We start from the raw sequence: 566 nt of genomic DNA, 5'->3' as shown, positions 1-566 counted from the left end.
CCGGTGACCGGCGCATTCACCGTGGCGGTGTAGACGATGGTGCCGCCTTCGGTCACAGATGGGGTCGCGGTTAGCGTAACGGTAGAGGTGTCGATGGTATCACTGACAGTGGTGACTGCCGCCGTGCTGTTGATCGCCAGGTTTTCGAAGTTGCCACCCGAGACATTGGTGATCCGTGCGCTGACCTGTCCGGCGTCGAGGTACGGATCATCGGCTGGCGCGGCAACGGCGACGCTCCCAGAGGTCTGATTGGCGCCGATGGTGATGGTCTGGCCATTGCTCAGCGCGACTGTAACCGCCGACTGCGCAGCATTGGTCAGAGTGGCGGTGTAAACGATCTGCCCACCTTCGGCCACGCTGGGCGTCGCCGTCAGCGAGACGGTCGTGGTGTCCTGGACATCGGTAACGGCGGTGCTGACAGGCGCCTGGTTGGCAATCAGGTTTTCGTAGTTTCCGCCGCTGACGCTGGTGATGCTGTTGGTGACCGCCGCGTGGCCTTGATAGACGTCGTTAGTCACGGCACCCGTGGCGGTACCGGAGCTTTGGCCGACCGGGATGGTGATGGT

Annotated in this window: 1 protein-coding gene; it reads right to left on the bottom strand. The window is 62.9% G+C overall.

Annotated elements, in window-relative coordinates:
- The coding region (locus CQW31_RS31540; RefSeq protein ID WP_218254863.1) for an immunoglobulin-like domain-containing protein at positions 1 to 566 on the bottom strand (566 nt) is incomplete at both ends.

This window comes from Pseudomonas sp. 382, from assembly GCF_002759075.1.
GTDB classification, from domain to species: Bacteria; Pseudomonadota; Gammaproteobacteria; order Pseudomonadales; family Pseudomonadaceae; genus Aquipseudomonas; species Aquipseudomonas vlassakiae.
Note: the sequence above shows the minus strand (reverse complement) of the source record. Positions and strands in the feature narration are given on the sequence as shown.